Origin of the sequence: Pseudarthrobacter sp. J47 (assembly GCF_049810315.1) — a bacterium.
Lineage (GTDB): Bacteria > Actinomycetota > Actinomycetes > Actinomycetales > Micrococcaceae > Arthrobacter.
This window is the reverse complement of record NZ_CP187358.1, coordinates 2,204,365-2,220,356: the sequence shown is the minus strand read 5'-3', so window position 1 is coordinate 2,220,356 and position 15,992 is coordinate 2,204,365. Positions and strand designations below refer to the sequence as shown.

The following is a 15,992-nucleotide window of genomic DNA, read 5'->3' as shown; positions in this document are numbered from 1 at the left end:
GATGACCGTAGACTTGCCTGTGCACTTACGGGGTGTAGCTCAGCTTGGCTAGAGCACCTGCTTTGGGAGCAGGAAGTCGCAGGTTCAAATCCTGTCACCCCGACTCTGCGGCCCGGCCCTTCCGGCCAGGCCAGGACGTTGCTTTACCTTGCGTTTGCAGAACCCAACCCCACCAAACCAGGAGTACTTAGACTGTGAAGAGCGCTGTCGAGAACCTCACCCCCACGCGGGTCAAGCTCAATGTTGAGGTCCCCTTTGAGGAATTGAAGCCCAGCATCGACGAGGCATACAAGACTGTTGCTTCGCAGATCCAGGTCCCCGGTTTCCGCAAGGGTAAGGTCCCCTCCAAGCTGATCGACCAGCGCGTTGGCCGCGGCTACGTGCTGGAAACGGCCATCAACGAAGGCCTCAACGGCTGGTACCAGGCAGCTGTCCAGGAATCCGGCATCCGCCCCCTGAGCCGCCCCGAGGTCGAAATCACCGAGGTCCCGGACCCGACCTCCACCGACGGTGAGCTGAAGTTCCACGCCGAGGTTGACGTCCGTCCCGAGGTTGAGCTGCCGGATTACGCCGGCATCAAGGTTGAGGTTGCCGCAGCGGAGTCCTCCGAGGCCGACGTCGACAAGGCCCTTGATGAACTGCGCGGCCGTTTCGGCACGCTCAAGTCCGTTGACCGCCCGGCAGCCAACGATGACTTCCTGACCATCGACATCACCGCCTCCATTGACGGCGAAGAGGTTGACTCCGCTTCAGGCCTGTCCTACCAGGTAGGCGCTGCCACCATGCTCGAAGGCATGGACGAAGCCGTCACGGGCCTGTCCGCTGACGAAGAGGCCATCTTCGACACCACCCTGGTTGGCGGCGAGCACGCCGGCGAAGCAGCCCAGGTCAAGGTCGTCGTCAAGTCGGTCAAGGTCCGCGAGCTTCCCGAAGCCAACGACGACTTTGCCCAGCTCGCTTCCGAGTTCGACACCCTCGAAGAACTCCGTGCGGACCTCGCCAAGCAGGCCGCCGAGTCCAAGGTCGTCGAGCAGGGCGTAGAAGCCCGCGACAAGGTCCTGGACAAGCTCGTCGAAATGATCGAGGTTCCGGTTCCGGACTCCGTTGTTGAAGAGCAGCTCGAAGCCCACTTCAAGGAGGGCAACGGCCACGGCGACGGCGAGCACGACACCGAGGAACACCGCGAAGAGGTCAAGACCAACACCGCGCGTGCCTTCCAGAACGAAATCATCCTCGACGCCATTGCCGAAAAGGAAGAAGTCAACGTCAGCCAGAACGAGCTGATCGACTACATCGTCAGCACGGCCAGCCAGTACGGCATGGACCCCAACCAGTTCGCCCAGATCATCGATCAGAGCGGCCAGGTTCCCATGATGGTCTCCGAGGTCCGCCGTCGTAAGGCCCTGGCAGTAGTGCTGGGCCAGGCAACGGTCACCGACTCCGAAGGCAACGCCGTGGACCTGAGCGGCTTCGTCCGCCCCGGTGGCGAAGAGGCTCCGGCCGCTGAGCTCGAAGATGCTGACGCTGAGGCGGCTTCTGAGGAAGCAGCTGAGACCGAAGAGACCGTCGCCAGCGACGATCCCGCAGCAGCCAAGTTCTAACAGCCGGGCAGCCTGACGGCTGACATTTCCGGCATCTGCACGGCCCCTGGATCTCCGGATCCGGGGGCCTTGTTTTTTATGGCCTGAACCGGTGGCCCCAGTCGTGCGCCGTCAGCGAACAGCCCAAGGTGTGCGAACAAAACCATCCCCAAACCGGTTAGTGTCCAAGTAGTGAAGTTACGTGATGTCACCGTCACCAGCGAGAGGTAAGAACACATGTCACAGCAAGCACAGTCCCCCCGGATGGCAACGGTGGATCCCGCCAGCCAGGACAACTACATTTACAACCGCCTGCTGAAAGAGCGCATCATCTGGCTCGGCTCCGAGGTGCGCGATGACAACGCGAACGCCATCTGCTCGCAGCTGCTCCTGCTCTCGGCTGAAAACCCGGAGAAGGACATCTACCTGTACATCAACTCGCCGGGCGGTTCGGTCACGGCCGGTATGGCCATCTATGACACAATGCAGTTCATCCCGAACGACGTCGTCACCGTGGCAACGGGACTCGCCGCGTCCATGGGCCAGTTCCTGCTGTCCTCGGGCACCAAGGGCAAGCGCTACGCCACCCCCAACGCCCGCGTGCTGATGCACCAGCCTTCCGGCGGCATCGGCGGTACGGCCTCGGACATCAAGATCCAGGCCGAGCTCATCCTGCACATGAAGAAAGTCATGGCCGAGCTCACCGCCGAACAGACCGGCCAAACCGTGGAGACCATCCTCAAGGACAACGACCGCGACAAGTGGTTCACAGCCACCCAGGCGCTCGAGTATGGCTTCTTCGACAAGATCGCAGCCCACGCCGGCTCCGTTTCCGGCGGCGGCGGTACCTCGAACGGCTCCAACGGCTCCACTGAGCCTGAGTCTTCCGAGCAGTAATCCGGCATTCGAAAATTCCAGATCAGGAGCAACCACACATGAACTACAACTTCGGATCGTCTGCCGGCAACCTGCCTACCAGCCGTTACGTCCTGCCCCAGTTCGAAGAGCGCACGCCTTACGGGTTCAAGCGCCAGGATCCTTACACCAAGCTGTTCGAGGACCGCATCATCTTCCTCGGCGTCCAGGTGGATGACGCTTCGGCCGATGACATCATGGCGCAGTTGCTGGTACTGGAGTCCACGGACCCGGACCGCGACATCACCCTGTACATCAACTCCCCGGGCGGTTCGTTCACGGCCATGACGGCCATCTACGACACCATGCAGTACATCCGCCCGGAGATCCAGACGGTGTGCCTGGGCCAGGCAGCCAGTGCCGCAGCAGTCCTGCTTGCCGCAGGTACTCCCGGAAAGCGCCTGGCGCTGCCGAACGCACGCGTCCTCATCCACCAGCCGGCGCTGTCCGGCGGCCAGGGCGGCCAGGCATCGGACCTTGAGATTCAGGCGGCCGAGGTCATGCGCATGCGTTCATGGCTGGAGGACACGCTGGCCCACCACTCGGGCCGGACATCCGAGCAGGTCAACAATGACATCGAGCGCGACAAGATCCTCACCGCGGCCGAGGCCCTGGACTACGGCCTGATCGACCAGGTGCTTGACTCGCGCAAGATCAAGCCCCAGGCAATCACCCGCTAAGGATGAGCGCCGGACGCCGGTGCGGCCCGATTAATTTGGGCCGCACCGGCGTCCTCATTCCACCCAAGGCCGCCGTTGTGACCTAGAGTGGATGTTGTCACTGCCGGGGAAGCCGGCGGGACGGAACTGGAAGCAAACGGTGCATTGCTGCATCGGCGGCAAGAAACTAAGGGGTTCCCACATGGCTCGGATTGGCGAGAGCACCGATCTGTTGAAGTGCTCTTTCTGTGGCAAGAGCCAAAAGCAGGTTCGCAAGCTGATCGCCGGTCCCGGCGTTTACATCTGCGACGAATGCATTGAGCTCTGCAACGAGATCATCGAGGAAGAACTCGCCGAGGTCGCGGACCTTGGCAGCTTCGAGCTCCCCAAGCCTCGCGAGATTTTCGACTTCCTGCAGGAATACGTCGTCGGCCAGGAGCCGGCAAAACGTTCCCTGGCCGTCGCCGTTTACAACCACTACAAGCGCATCCAGGCCGGCCACGCGCCCAAGAGCAGCAGCCTCGCTGACGGCGGCCACCATGACGACGTCGAGATCGCCAAGTCCAACATCCTGCTGATCGGCCCTACCGGCTGCGGCAAGACCTACCTGGCGCAGACGCTGGCCCGCAGGCTCAACGTGCCGTTCGCTGTTGCCGATGCCACGGCCCTGACGGAAGCCGGCTACGTGGGCGAGGACGTGGAGAACATCCTCCTGAAACTCATCCAGGCCGCTGACTATGACGTCAAGAAGGCCGAGCAGGGCATCATCTACATCGACGAGATCGACAAAATCTCCCGCAAGAGCGAAAATCCGTCCATTACCCGCGATGTTTCGGGTGAGGGCGTCCAGCAGGCGCTGCTGAAGATCCTGGAAGGCACCGTTGCCTCTGTACCTCCGCAGGGCGGACGCAAGCACCCACATCAGGAATTCATCCAGATCGACACCACCAACGTGCTGTTCATCGTGGCCGGCGCCTTCGCGGGGCTCGAGGAAATCATCGGCTCCCGCTCGGGCCGGAAGGGCATCGGTTTCGGCGCCCCGCTGAACGATCTCAGCAAGAACAAGGATTCCTACGGTGAAGTGATGCCCGAGGACCTCCTGAAGTTTGGCCTGATCCCGGAATTCATCGGCAGGCTCCCGGTCATCACCACGGTCTCCAACCTGGACCGCGACGCCCTGATGCAGATCCTCTCCACCCCGAAGAACGCACTGGTCAAGCAGTACCAGAAGATGTTCCAGATCGACGGCGTCGACCTCGTCTTTGAGGACAGCGCACTGGAAGCCATCGCTGACCAGGCACTGGAACGTGGCACCGGTGCGCGCGGGCTGCGGGCCATCATGGAAGAAGTCCTGCTGCCCGTGATGTTCGACCTCCCCAGCCGGCAGGACATCGCCAGCGTGGTGATCAGCGCTGACGTCGTCCTCAACGGTGCTGAGCCGGCCCTCATTGAACACGAACCTCCTGCAAAGCGGCGCAAGTCCGCCTGACGCCGCCCGCTCCCACATACACGTGAAGAGGACCCATGACTGAACCATCACTGAACCGCGCCGATTTCTGGTTTGACCCGCGCTGCCCGTTTGCCTGGATTACCTCACGCTGGATCGGCGAAGTGGAGCAGGTCCGCAACATCAAAACGGAATGGCATGTTATGAGCCTGTCCGTCCTGAACGAGGGACGGGACCTCGATCCGGAATACCGGGAGGCCATGGACAAGGGCTGGGGACCGGTTCGTGTGATCATTGCAGCCCGTGAGCAACACGGCGATGCCGTGATCAAGCCGCTGTACGACGCCATGGGCACCCAGATCCACGTGTCCGGCGAGAAGGATCTTGACATCGTGATCGGCAAAGCCCTGATGGAGTGCGGCCTTCCGGCGGAATTGGCACAGGCCGCGTCGTCGGATGAGTTTGATGCGCAGCTGCGTGCCAGCCATGAAGAGGGAATCTCGCTGGTGGGCCAGGACGTCGGCACTCCGGTGGTGGCCTTCAACGGCACAGCGTTCTTCGGTCCGGTGCTGACCAGGATCCCGCGGGGCGAGGAAGCAGGCCGCCTGTGGGACGCCACCGTCACCCTGGCTGCGTACCCGCACTTCTTCGAGATCAAGCGCAGCCGGACCGAGCGGCCTGCCTTCGATTAATGCGCTGTATCAGGCACAATAAGAGCCCCGGAAGAATTACTCACGTGTAGTTCTTCCGGGGCTCTTGCGTCCTCCGACGGACGGGACCACAATGGTTCTTACCCACTTCGAAAGAAGCGGGACGCAGGAACCAAAGATTCAGTGATATGTATTTGACGCAGCCATCGGCAAAGTCGGATATGAGCTACCAGTGACGTGGTAGGAAGACCTGAAATTTCCGAGGATCCTGCCAGACCATCAAGTCGTCACCAGATGGCCGAAAGTCGAAGCCCCACCAACGGCAAAACGCTGATGGGGCTTCCCCTTTGCCCAAAATCAGGCCCGCCCAAAAACAGGCTTCGACTACTGGCGTGTCAGCCCTGGGCGGGCTCCTCGGCCGGCGCCAGTTCAACATTGCTTACAGTCAGCTCAACATCGCCGGCCACCAGGGTGATTTCCCGGGCGTTGGAAGCGGCCTTGAGGTCGCCGAGTCCGGCCTTCAACTGGGTGGTCAGTGACTCGGATGCCGTGATGGTCGCAGACAGAACCTCGGTGCGCTGCTTGACCTTGGCCTCGGACTTGGCCTTGCGTACGCCGCTGAGGGCCTGGCCAACGGTGGCGAGCATGGTGGTGTCGCCGTCGGTCACGTCCAGGGCGGCAGGCCAGCTGGCCTGGTGCACGGATCCGTTCCGCCACCAGCTCCAGACTTCCTCCGTGGCAAACGGCAGGAACGGTGCGAAGAGCCGCAGGAGGGTGTCCAGTGTGGTGGCCAGGGCAGCGAGAACTGAGGCCTGCTCCTGTTCGCCGGCTGCGCCGTACGCGCGGTCCTTGATGAGTTCGACGTAGTCGTCGGTGAACTGCCAGAAGAACGACTCGCTGATCTGCAGGGCGCGGGCGTAGTCGTAGTTCTCGAATGCCTTGGTGGACTGGGCAACAACGTCGGCGAGCTGGGCCAGGACTGCGCGGTCCAGGGGATTGGTCACCACGGACAGGTCAGCCGAAACCACCGAGTTCTCCGTGGCGCCCAGGTTCAGCACAAACTTGGAGGCGTTGAGGAGCTTGATGGCCAGGCGGCGGCCGATCTTCATCTGGGCGATCTCATACGCGGTGTCCGCGCCGAGCTTCGCGGAGGTTGCCCAATAACGCACGGCGTCGGAACCGAATTCGTTCAACACGTCCGTGGGCACCACAACGTTGCCCTTGGACTTGGACATCTTCTTCCGGTCCGGGTCCAGGATCCAGCCGGAAATCGCGGCGTGCTTCCAGGGTGCGACGTCCTGCAGCGCATCTGCGCGCACAACTGAGGAGAACAGCCAGGTACGGATGATGTCGTGGCCCTGGGGGCGGAGGTCGAAGGGGAAGACCTTGGCGAACAGGTCCTCGTCACGGCTCCAGCCGCCCACGATCTGCGGGGTCAGGGATGACGTGGCCCAGGTATCAAGCACATCGGCGTCTCCGGTGAAGCCACCGGGTACGTCCCGCTGTGCTTCTTCGAATCCGGGGGCGGCGTCTGCGGCGGGGTCCACCGGCAGCTGTTCGTCCGAGGGCAGGATGGGGGAGTCGTAGTCCGGGTTGCCGTCAGCGTCCAGCGGGTACCAGACCGGGATGGGCACACCGAAGAAACGCTGGCGCGATACCAGCCAGTCGCCATTGAGCCCCGAGATCCAGTTTTCGTAGCGTGAACGCATAAACGCCGGGTGGAAGTCGATGTCATGTCCGCGGGAAATCAGACGCTCGCGGCGGTCTTCATCCCGGCCGCCGTTGCGGATATACCACTGGCGGGAGGTCACCACTTCGAGGGGCTTGTCGCCCTTTTCGAAGAAGTTGACCGGGTGCATGATCTTCTTCGGTTCGCCGTCCAGCAGTCCTTCTGCGGACAGGAGTTCCACCACGCCTTCCTTGGCGCTGAAGACGGTCTTCCCGGCGATGGATGCATAGGCCGCGCGGCCGGCGTCGGTGGTGATCCAGTCAGGGGTCTCGCCGATGATGCGGCCGTCACGGCCCACGATCGCGCGGGTAGGCAACTGCAGTTCGCGCCACCAGGTGACGTCGGTCAGGTCGCCGAAGGTGCAGACCATGGCGATGCCGGATCCCTTGTCGGCCTTGGCCAGCGGGTGGGCTTTCACCTCAACCTCGACGCCGAAGACCGGGGATGTGACCTTCTTGCCGAACAGCGGCTGATACCGTTCGTCGTCCGGATTTGCCACCAGCGCGGCGCAGGCGGCCAGCAGTTCGGGGCGGGTGGTCTCGATGTAGATCTTTTCGCCGTCCTCGGTGAAGAACGGGTAGCGGTAGTAGGCGCCGGCAACTTCGCGGTCCTCAAGCTCGGCCTGTGCCACGGCGGTCCGGAAGGTCACGTCCCAGAGGGTGGGGGCCTCAGCCATGTAGGCGTCGCCGGATGCAAGGTTGGCCAGGAAGGCGCGCTGGGACACTTCGCGGGAGGTGTCGTCAATGGTGCGGTACGTCAGCTGCCAGTCCACGGAGAGGCCGAGCTGCTGGAACAGCGACTCGAAGACCTTCTCGTCTTCAACGGCGAGCTCCTCGCACAGCTCAATGAAGTTCCGGCGCGAAACAACATCGAAGTCGCGCTGGTTCTTGGCAGGCTGGGCCGGCGGCCGGTAGTCGGCGTTGTATGGGATGGCCGGATCGCAGCGGACGCCGTAGTAGTTCTGGACACGGCGCTCGGTGGGCAGGCCGTTGTCATCCCAGCCCATGGGATAGAAGACGTTCTTGCCGGTCATCCGCTGGTACCTGGCCAGCACGTCCGTCTGCGTGAAGGAGAACATGTGCCCCACATGCAGCGAACCGGAGGCGGTGGGCGGGGGAGTGTCGATCGAGTAGACCTGCTCCCGCGTGGTGTCCGGGTTGAACTTGTAGGTGCCTTCGCTAAGCCAGCGCTGCGTGAGGGCAGCTTCGAGCCCCTCAAGGGCGGGCTTGTCCGGAACGTTGATAGGGGCGGTTTCGGGCGTGTCTGTGCCCTGTGTTGTTTCAGCCATTCACCAATTGTTTCATGGTCTCCCGGGCTCCCTGTCATCCCCCTGTCATCCCACTGTCATCCCGGGAAGGTTCCAGCCACACGATGCCGCTAGGGTGGTGCCATGACTGACGTTTCCCAGGACACAGCAAGCAACCACCCAGGCCAAAGGGCAGCAGTTGTCACAGCTGCCAGCACCGGAATCGGCGAGGCAACTGTCAGGGCATTGAGGGCTGACGGCTGGACCGTTTACGCCGTCGCACGCCGGGCAGAAAGGCTCGCCGCACTCGAAAAGGAAACCGGCGCCGTAGCCGTCCCCGCGGACATCACCCAGGACGCCGACGTCGAACGTATCCTTCAGACCGTCACGGACGCCGGAGGTGCCGCAACGCTGATCAACATTGCCGGCGGCGCCCGGGGAGCAGACCGGATTGCCGGGGCCAAGACAGACGACTGGGACTGGATGTACCAGGTGAACGTGGTGGGCACCATGAAGCTCATCCGGGCGTTCCTGCCGCAATTGCGCGCAAGCGGTGAGGGCACTGTCCTGAACCTGACGTCGACGGCTGGCCTCGCAGCGTATGAAGGCGGCGCCGGTTACAACGCTGCCAAGTTCGCCCAGCATGCCATGACGGGGGCCCTGCGGCTGGAGGAAGCAGAACACAACGTGCGTGTCATTGAGGTTGCCCCGGGGCTGGTTCAGACCGAGGAATTCGCTCTGATGCGGCTGGGCAGCCAGGCCGCCGCGGAGAAGGTCTATGAAGGGGTGGAGAAGCCGCTGACCGCTGAAGACGTGGCCGACGTCGTGAGGTACGCCGTGAGCGCCCCGCACCACGTGAACCTGGACCAGATCGTGATCCGTCCCGTTGCGCAGGCCGCGAACCACAAGCTGATCCGCAAGGCCAAGTAAATAACTCCAACGGCCGTTGGAGCTGCATAGGTGGGCGGGGTCCGGGCAGTGGTTGCCCGGACCCCGCGCGTCGCGTGCTCAAAATCCCCGGTAGACGTACTCCATAGTGGAGCCGGTGTTCTGGACGCGCACGTTCTGGCCGAACCACCAGGCATCACGGCAGCGGGTGCTGTAGCCCGGTACCCAGTTCTGTTCGGGGCTGGCGAAGTTTGCGTAAAGCGTGAAGCTGCCCCAGGCGGCCCCGTAATTAGTGACGCAGATCCTGGACGCTCCCCACAGGTTCGTGCTGACGTAGGTGGATGAACCCGGTGCCACCAGGCCGGCAGCCTGGGCGGTGCTGACGCCGACGCCCACCAATGCGGTGGCTACCGCCGCCGTGGCGACGGTCTTCTTCAAACGGCTGTGCTTCCTCGTGGCTGGTGCTGTGGCGGTGGATGCTGCGACGCTCATGGCTTAGTCCTTTGTGCTCCTGGCGGGCCTCCCTGTGAGGCCTCCCGATGAACACAACTTTCCGCTTTTGTGCAGCTGGAATCGTCGGGCTGGAGGCCTGTTCAGGAGGTACTCCGGGAGTCGGATGTGGTGGGCCCGGGTGCCACTGCAGTCATACCCGCGCAGCGTCCGTGCTGCCGTTTACCTACTGGGCCAGGCGCGGCCGGACAAGGCCGCTCTCATAGGCGAAGGCGACGGCCTGGGCGCGGTCCCGCAGCCCAAGCTTGGCGAAGATCCGGCCCACATGCGTTTTGACCGTCCCTTCGCTGAGGAACAGCTTGGCCGCGATCTCGGTGTTGCTGAGGCCACCGGCAATGATCGCCAGGATCTCACGCTCCCGCTGGGTGAGCCTGGACAGTTCCGCCGGAGCAGGAAGCACGTCAGGAGGCCGGGCAGCGAATTCACTGATGAGCATCCGGGTCACCGCGGGATCCAGCCAACCCTCACCCCGTGCCAATGAGCGAACGGCTTCCGCAAGGCTTCCGGGAGCAGCGCTTTTCAAGAGGAATCCGGAGGCGCCGGCCCGGAGCGCAGCGTACAGCTGCGCATCGCTGTCGAATGTCGTCAGCACCAGTACGGGTATTGTCGCGTTGTCCGGGAGGAATCCGTCTGATGCCAATTCCTGCGTTGCCGCTACTCCGTCGAGTACGGGCATCCGCAGATCCATGATGACGACGTCGGCGATTCCCTGCCGGGCCGCTTCCACGCCTTCGCGCCCGTTTCCTGCTTCTGAGGTGACAACGATGTCCGGCTCGGCTCCCAGCAGCATGGCGAGGCCGCCGCGCACCAAGGGTTCGTCGTCAACCAGAAGGACGCGGATCGGTTTCGGCACTGCCTTATCTTCCATGGCGGACCGGCGCTGAACGAATTCCGGTTTGGGACGGCGCCACAGCAGGAAATCCTGCACGTACCACGAAGTCACTTCCGTCCCTGACTGGCTCCACCCATCCGTGGGCAGCCCTGGCACGCTCCGCCATCCCCAGCAAACCGTGGCCCGTGGACAGCGGGTGGTCACCGGGAAGCCGCTCAGCGCATCGGTTCCGGACTTCCAGGGTGATGCCTGAAGGACCCCAATCGAGTGATACGGACGCCCGCTGCCCAGCCTCCCCGTATCGTGCTGCGTTGGTCAGGGCCTCCTGCACCACCCTGTAGGCGGATAGATCAACGCCAGGTTCCAGCGGCACCGGCTGTCCCGTCACGTGCAGGTCCACGTCAAGCCCGGCCCGGGCTGCTTCATCAAGGAGCACTTGGAGACGGGAAAGTCCCGGCATACCTGACCCCGGCCCAGATCCATAGGCGCTCCCCGGGCCGTCGTCGTACAGCAGCCCCAGCATCCGGCGCAGCTCCACCACCGCCTGCTGTCCCAGCGTGGAAACACTTTCCATTGCGGCAGCTGCCTGCCGGGGATTGGTGTCCAGCACCTTTGCCGCGCCGGCCGATTGCAGGACCATCAGGCTGACGGCGTGCGCGACGACGTCGTGCAGCTCGCGGGCAATGCGTGACCGTTCGTCCCTGATGGCCCGTTCAGCCGCGAAAGCTGCCACCCGGCGTCGTTGTTCAACACTCCACGCAACCCAGCGCCCCAGCCCAAAGACGGCCAATGTAATGACAGCACCGCCCACGGCGCCCACCAGGGCCACATCCCACTGGGCGGCTGCGCTGTCCCTGCCCACCTCAACAAGCACGTTGAGGAGGACCGGCACACAGGCCAGGACCACAGCGGCAACAGCCTCCCGCCGGGGACACATGCGGGCCACTGTGTACAACGCCAGCCACACACAAAACAATGGGACAAAGCCGGGCACCATAACGCTCATGAGGGAGCTGCCCGTGACTGTCAGCCCGAACACGGCTGCAGGGCGCACCCGCCGGAATGCCAGGGGAACGTAAAGCACAGCGACGAGCCACGGCACCAGCCAGGCCCCGCCGGGAAACGGCGCCGCAGCCTTGTCCCAGGAGAGCAGCATTTCCAGCCCAAACAGCACAAGCAGCCCGGCGCCGTCTGCCAGCTTCCCGAAATGGCGCAGGGAGTTGCTGCCTGCGCCAGGCATCAGCAGCCCCCGAAGATGAAGCACCACCACATCCGCGACCTGTCATCTCCAGCGCCTGCCCAGGGCCGGACGAGCGCCTGGAGCAGTTCCTCTTCCAAAGCTGCGATTGGTCCGAGTACTTCCGCCGGATCCCAGTCGGGGATCGGGGCGGCCAGGTCGGCAGGGGCTTCCCGGGCTGCGGGGTCGATCGTGGCCAGGGACCCGGAATACGGCGCCGGGAAGGCCGAAGCCTGGGCAAGCCACACCAGGGCACCCCGGGGACTCCCATCATCGGCCGGAGGAATGACCTCGATCCGCAGTGGCTTGATCCGCTCGACGGGCAGCAGACCGGGCAGCGCCTCGCCCTCACCGGCGGTTTCCGCCCCGGAATCCGTACCAGGGTCGCGCTCGCCGGGCCGGGCAGCCAGGAGCACCTCAAAGCGGAGCGGCTCCCTGGCCCAATCTGTGCTTCCGCGGACCGCCACCAGCCGTGGCGTGATCAGTTCACCCCAGGCCAGATGGCCGCGCACTGCGTCAACGCCGCGGGCGTCCTGGATTGAAACGATCGGGTCAGTCAGTTCCTCCGCGCCCGTCATGGCACCTCCCCTTGGACCGTGATACCAGAAGTATTTCCCCAGAAGGGCTGTGAGTCCATAGCTGAACGGAAGCTGGGAGGGGTGACTTTCCGGTACCATCGTTGGTAGCAGCTTTGACCCGGCAATCACCGGTGAGCTTCCGGAAGAAAACCGCCCGCACCATCGTGTTATGCGTGTGGACGCAAGTAGAACCGGACGGGTAAGCCCGTCACAGCAGTAATGAGCGGCAGACGCCGGACAGGACTTTCGCACGAAGGCTCCGTCCCGCCGTCGGCAAGTGAGGTGGTACCGCGGTACGTCCCACGCCCCCGGGCATGGCATGGACCGTCCTCGCATCCTGAACGAACCGTCACTGCATGTGCTGTGGCGATCAGCCGCTCAACCCAGGATGATGAGAATGACGTATTACCCCAAGGCTTCAGCCGCCAATGGTGCCACCACAGGTGTATCCGCCTCCGTGAGGTTTCCGGAGATCGAGGAACGGATCCTCAAGTACTGGGACGAAGACGGCACGTTCCAGGCAAGCATTGACCAGCGCCCGGCTGAACTGCCCGGCGGCGCCCCCGGCAGCAACGAATTCGTCTTCTACGACGGCCCTCCCTTCGCCAACGGCCTGCCGCACTACGGCCACCTGCTGACCGGGTACGCCAAGGACCTGGTGGCCCGCTACCAGACGCAGCGCGGCAAGCGCGTGGAGCGCCGCTTCGGCTGGGACACCCACGGCCTGCCCGCTGAGCTGGAAGCCATGAAGCAGCTGGGCATGACGGACAAAACCCAGATCGAGGCCATGGGCATCGACAAGTTCAATGACGCCTGCCGCGCCTCGGTGATGAAGTACGCGGGGGAATGGAAGGACTACGTCAACCGCCAGGCGCGCTGGGTGGACTTCGAGAACGACTACAAGACCCTCAACGTCGAATACATGGAATCGGTGCTGTGGGCGTTCAAGCAGCTCCACGAGAAGGGCCTCACCTACAACGGCTACCGCGTCCTGCCGTATTGCTGGAAGGACGAGACCCCGCTGTCCAACCATGAACTGCGCATGGACGACGACGTCTACAAGAACCGCCAGGACCAGACGGTAACTGTCACGTTCCCCCTCAAGGCGGGCGAGTCGGAACTGTCCAAGGCGCTCGAAGGCGTGCAGGCGCTCGCCTGGACCACCACGCCATGGACGCTGCCCACCAACGCCGCGCTCGCCGTCGGCCCCGCCATCTCCTACGCAGTGCTGCCGGCCGGCCCCAACGGCATCAAGGCCGCTTCCCCGGATGCCCCGGTTGAGGGCAGCTTCCTGCTGGCGGCGGACCTGGTGGGCTCCTACGCCAAGGATCTGGGATACGACGACGGTGCTGCCGCGCAGGCCGCCGTGACCGCCACTTACACAGGCACCGAACTTGAGGGACTCGAATATGAGCCGCTCTGGGACGACTTCGCCGACGCCGAAAAGTACGGCACCGAGAACGCCTGGCGGATCCTGCTGGCGGAGTACGTCACCACCACGGACGGCACCGGCCTGGTCCACCAGGCACCCGCCTACGGTGAAGAGGACCAGAAGGTCTGCGAGGAAGCCGGAATCCCGGTTGTCCTTTCCGTTGACGAGGGCGCAAAGTTCCTGCCGCTGTTCGCCCACGGCGACCTGCACGACATCGTAGGCCTGCAGGTCTTCGAAGCCAACAAGCCCATCACCCAGGTGCTGCGCGCGCAGGGCCGGCTGGTGCGCCAGGCGAGCTACGAGCACAGCTACCCGCACTGCTGGCGCTGCCGCAACCCCCTGATCTACCGTGCCGTTTCCTCCTGGTACGTGGAAGTGACCAAGTTCAAAGACCGGATGTCCGAGCTCAACCAGGAGATCAACTGGATCCCCGGCAACGTCAAGGACGGGCAGTTCGGCAAGTGGCTGGCCAACGCCCGCGACTGGTCCATCAGCCGCAACAGGTATTGGGGCAGCCCCATCCCCGTGTGGCAGTCCACGGACCCGGAGTACCCGCGCACGGACGTGTACGGTTCGCTGGCGGAGATCGAGGCCGACTTTGGCCGCCTGCCGCTGAACAACGACGGTCAGGTTGACCTGCACCGCCCGTTCATTGACGAGCTCACCCGCCCCAACCCGGACGATCCCCGGACGCCCGAAGAAGGCCAGTCCGTGATGCGCCGCGTCGAGGACGTCCTGGACGTCTGGTTCGATTCCGGTTCCATGCCGTACGGCCAGGTGCACTACCCGTTCCAGAACGAGGACTGGTTCAACTCCCACAACCCGGCGGACTTCATCGTGGAGTACATCGGCCAGACGCGCGGCTGGTTCTACATGCTGCACATCCTCTCCACCGCGCTGTTTGACCGGCCGGCGTTCCGCAACGTCATCAGCCACGGCATTGTGCTGGGCTCGGACGGGCAGAAAATGTCCAAGAGCCTGCGCAACTACCCGGACGTCTCCGAGGTCCTGGACCGCGACGGCTCAGATGCCATGCGCTGGTTCCTCATGGCCAGCCCCATCCTCCGCGGCGGAAACCTGGTGGTGACCGAGCAAGGCATCCGCGACGGCGTCCGCCAGGTCATCCTGCCGCTGTGGAACGTGTACAGCTTCTTCACGCTGTACACGAACGCCGCCAACGGTGGTCAAGGGTACGACGCCAAACTGCGCTACGACGGGTACAGCGACACCCTGGATCAGTACCTGCTGGCCAACACCGGCGACCTTGTCCGCACCATCACGGAGCGGATGGACGAGTACGACATCTCCGGTGCCTGTGATGCCCTGCGCAGCTACCTGGACATGCTCACCAACTGGTATGTCCGCCGGAGCCGCCAGCGCTTCTTCGATGAGAGCACTGACGCGTTCGACGCCCTTTACACGGCTCTCGAGACCGTCTGCCGGGCTGCGGCTTCGCTGCTGCCGCTGGTCACCGAGGAAATCTGGCGCGGGCTCACCGGGGGCCGCTCGGTGCACCTTGCCGACTGGCCGGACGCCTCCCTGTTCCCGTCCAACCCGGACCTCGTTGAGGCCATGGACCGCGTCCAGCAGATCTGCTCCACCGGTTCGTCGCTGCGTAAGGCCGCAAACCTCCGCGTCCGCCTGCCCCTGCAGGAACTGACAGTGGTGGCACCCGGTGCAGATGCGCTGGAAGGCTTTGCCGCCGTCGTCGCTGATGAACTGAACCTCCGCTCTGTCCGCCTTCTTGACGCCGCCACGGCCTCGCCGGAGGAGTTCGGCATCCAGCAGAAACTGGTGGTCAACGCCCGCGCCGCCGGCCCGCGCCTCGGCAAGAACGTCCAGCTGGCCATCAAGGGCTCCAAGTCCGGCGACTGGTCCGTGTCCGATTCCGGCGTTGTGACCGCCGGCGGGCTTGAACTGGAACCGCATGAATACACGCTGGAGACGGTTGTGGCAGAAGCGGCCGACGGCGGTGCTGCCGCCAGCAAGGCCGTGGCAGTCCTGCCCGGTGGCGGCTTCGTGGTGCTCAACACCGAGGTCACGCCGGAACTGGAAGCCGAAGGAACGGCGCGCGACATGGTCCGGGCCATCCAGCAGGCCCGCAAGGACGCCGGACTGAACGTCAGCGACCGGATCCGCACTACTGTCAAGGCCGCGCCGAACATTGTGGACGCGCTGCTCGCCAACGCCGAACTGGTCAAGGCCGAAACCCTGACCCTGGTGCTTGACGCTGAACCGGCGGAGCTGGACGAGCCGGCCGTCGTCGTCGAAAAAGTGGAGGCCTGAACC

The 15,992-nt window shown here is 63.9% G+C and carries 12 protein-coding genes and 1 tRNA gene; 8 read left to right on the top strand and 5 right to left on the bottom strand.

All coding sequences use genetic code 11. The annotated features are described in order from the left end of the window. Positions 1 to 28: 28 nt before the first annotated feature. The 6 genes from ACPJW8_RS10105 to ACPJW8_RS10080 all read left to right on the top strand — a co-directional run bounded on the left by ACPJW8_RS10105 (position 29) and on the right by ACPJW8_RS10080 (position 5,293). A tRNA-Pro gene (locus ACPJW8_RS10105) sits at positions 29 to 103 on the top strand. A gap of 91 nt (positions 104 to 194) precedes the next feature. Next, a complete protein-coding gene (tig, locus tag ACPJW8_RS10100; protein ID WP_330188482.1) occupies positions 195 to 1,601 on the top strand; it encodes a trigger factor in 1,407 nt (468 codons plus the stop codon). A gap of 243 nt (positions 1,602 to 1,844) precedes the next feature. Next, positions 1,845 to 2,477 (top strand): ATP-dependent Clp protease proteolytic subunit, encoded by a 633-nt coding sequence (locus ACPJW8_RS10095; protein ID WP_330188523.1) that lies wholly within the window; start codon positions 1,845 to 1,847, stop codon positions 2,475 to 2,477. A 38-nt stretch (positions 2,478 to 2,515) separates the two neighbouring features. Next, positions 2,516 to 3,175, top strand: a complete 660-nt coding sequence (locus ACPJW8_RS10090) for an ATP-dependent Clp protease proteolytic subunit (protein ID WP_330188481.1) — start codon at positions 2,516 to 2,518, stop codon at positions 3,173 to 3,175. A gap of 181 nt (positions 3,176 to 3,356) precedes the next feature. After that, the gene (gene clpX, locus ACPJW8_RS10085) at positions 3,357 to 4,643 is read left to right on the top strand and encodes an ATP-dependent Clp protease ATP-binding subunit ClpX (protein WP_330188480.1); all 1,287 of its coding nucleotides are present in this window, start codon (positions 3,357 to 3,359) and stop codon (positions 4,641 to 4,643) included. Between the two features lie 35 nt (positions 4,644 to 4,678). Next, positions 4,679 to 5,293, top strand: coding sequence for a disulfide bond formation protein DsbA (locus ACPJW8_RS10080; protein WP_330188479.1), 615 nt, complete (start codon positions 4,679 to 4,681; stop codon positions 5,291 to 5,293). Between the two features lie 353 nt (positions 5,294 to 5,646). Here the strand turns inward: ACPJW8_RS10080 and valS are convergent, their stop codons facing one another. Further along, positions 5,647 to 8,268 carry a valine--tRNA ligase gene (valS, locus tag ACPJW8_RS10075; protein ID WP_330188478.1) on the bottom strand — a complete coding sequence of 874 codons (2,622 nt, stop codon included), beginning with the start codon at positions 8,266 to 8,268 and terminating at the stop codon, positions 5,647 to 5,649. 102 nt (positions 8,269 to 8,370) lie between these two features. Here valS and ACPJW8_RS10070 point away from each other — a divergent pair, with 102 nt between their 5' ends. After that, positions 8,371 to 9,156: an SDR family oxidoreductase gene (locus tag ACPJW8_RS10070; RefSeq protein WP_330188477.1), complete on the top strand. Its 786-nt coding sequence runs from the start codon at positions 8,371 to 8,373 to the stop codon at positions 9,154 to 9,156. Positions 9,157 to 9,234: 78 nt separating this feature from the next. On the opposite strand, the gene ACPJW8_RS10065 is transcribed toward ACPJW8_RS10070, so the two are convergent. The 4 genes from ACPJW8_RS10065 to ACPJW8_RS10050 form a co-directional block, all read right to left on the bottom strand. Beyond that, a complete protein-coding gene (locus tag ACPJW8_RS10065; protein WP_330188476.1) occupies positions 9,235 to 9,606 on the bottom strand; it encodes a hypothetical protein in 372 nt (123 codons plus the stop codon). 184 nt (positions 9,607 to 9,790) lie between these two features. Then, positions 9,791 to 10,477 (bottom strand): response regulator transcription factor, encoded by a 687-nt coding sequence (locus ACPJW8_RS10060; protein ID WP_330188475.1) that lies wholly within the window; start codon positions 10,475 to 10,477, stop codon positions 9,791 to 9,793. A gap of 4 nt (positions 10,478 to 10,481) precedes the next feature. Further along, positions 10,482 to 11,696, bottom strand: a complete 1,215-nt coding sequence (locus tag ACPJW8_RS10055; RefSeq protein WP_330188474.1) for a sensor histidine kinase — start codon at positions 11,694 to 11,696, stop codon at positions 10,482 to 10,484. Next, positions 11,696 to 12,271: a hypothetical protein gene (locus tag ACPJW8_RS10050; protein WP_330188473.1), complete on the bottom strand. Its 576-nt coding sequence runs from the start codon at positions 12,269 to 12,271 to the stop codon at positions 11,696 to 11,698. Before ACPJW8_RS10050 ends, ACPJW8_RS10055 begins: the two co-directional genes overlap by 1 nt. Positions 12,272 to 12,668: 397 nt before the next feature. Between ACPJW8_RS10050 and ileS the strand changes: the two genes are divergently transcribed. Further along, positions 12,669 to 15,989 (top strand): isoleucine--tRNA ligase, encoded by a 3,321-nt coding sequence (gene ileS, locus ACPJW8_RS10045; protein WP_330188472.1) that lies wholly within the window; start codon positions 12,669 to 12,671, stop codon positions 15,987 to 15,989. The last annotated feature ends 3 nt before the right edge of the window (positions 15,990 to 15,992 follow it).

What these genes read in the sequence shown, in the direction of transcription:
- ACPJW8_RS10050 (WP_330188473.1), bottom strand. Translation starts at nt 12,271, where the DNA reads ATGACGGGCGCGGAGGAACTGACTGACCCGATCGTTTCAATCCAGGAC.
- valS (WP_330188478.1), bottom strand. Translation starts at nt 8,268, where the DNA reads ATGGCTGAAACAACACAGGGCACAGACACGCCCGAAACCGCCCCTATC.
- ACPJW8_RS10055 (WP_330188474.1), bottom strand. Translation starts at nt 11,696, where the DNA reads ATGCCTGGCGCAGGCAGCAACTCCCTGCGCCATTTCGGGAAGCTGGCA.
- ACPJW8_RS10080 (WP_330188479.1), top strand. Translation starts at nt 4,679, where the DNA reads ATGACTGAACCATCACTGAACCGCGCCGATTTCTGGTTTGACCCGCGC.
- ACPJW8_RS10095 (WP_330188523.1), top strand. Translation starts at nt 1,845, where the DNA reads ATGGCAACGGTGGATCCCGCCAGCCAGGACAACTACATTTACAACCGC.
- ileS (WP_330188472.1), top strand. Translation starts at nt 12,669, where the DNA reads ATGACGTATTACCCCAAGGCTTCAGCCGCCAATGGTGCCACCACAGGT.
- clpX (WP_330188480.1), top strand. Translation starts at nt 3,357, where the DNA reads ATGGCTCGGATTGGCGAGAGCACCGATCTGTTGAAGTGCTCTTTCTGT.
- ACPJW8_RS10090 (WP_330188481.1), top strand. Translation starts at nt 2,516, where the DNA reads ATGAACTACAACTTCGGATCGTCTGCCGGCAACCTGCCTACCAGCCGT.
- ACPJW8_RS10065 (WP_330188476.1), bottom strand. Translation starts at nt 9,606, where the DNA reads ATGAGCGTCGCAGCATCCACCGCCACAGCACCAGCCACGAGGAAGCAC.
- ACPJW8_RS10070 (WP_330188477.1), top strand. Translation starts at nt 8,371, where the DNA reads ATGACTGACGTTTCCCAGGACACAGCAAGCAACCACCCAGGCCAAAGG.